This window comes from Enterobacter cloacae complex sp. 6730903 (assembly GCF_048283985.1).
GTDB classification, from domain to species: Bacteria; Pseudomonadota; Gammaproteobacteria; order Enterobacterales; family Enterobacteriaceae; genus Enterobacter; species Enterobacter hormaechei_C.
This window is the reverse complement of sequence record NZ_JBLVXX010000243.1, coordinates 1-262: the sequence shown is the minus strand read 5'-3', so window position 1 is coordinate 262 and position 262 is coordinate 1. Positions and strand designations below refer to the sequence as shown.

Annotated in this window: 1 protein-coding gene; it reads right to left on the bottom strand. The window is 36.6% G+C overall.

The window, feature by feature from the left end:
• Positions 1–136, bottom strand: a 136-nt coding sequence (locus ACNQ0W_RS25760) for a TSUP family transporter (RefSeq protein ID WP_417933353.1), incomplete at its 3' end; no start/stop codon positions are given.
• Positions 137–262 lie beyond the last annotated feature (126 nt).

Below are 262 nucleotides of genomic sequence, written 5' to 3'. Positions count from 1 at the left end.
ACTTAGAGATCGCGGCGTAAAGTAAATCAGTACCAATTGCGATATGCGGCTCAATCCTAAAAAGACCAATTAAAATTGGTGTCATTAATGATCCACCACCAACTCCTGTAATACCTACACAGAAGCCAACTAACATACCTGCCAAGATAAATTCAAAAGCACCAGACATCTTTATCGCCACTTATCACGAAACGCAGATATCTTATTCCTTTTAGAGATAAACAGTTGTCATGAATAATGATTTACTTATGCAAAAAAAAGC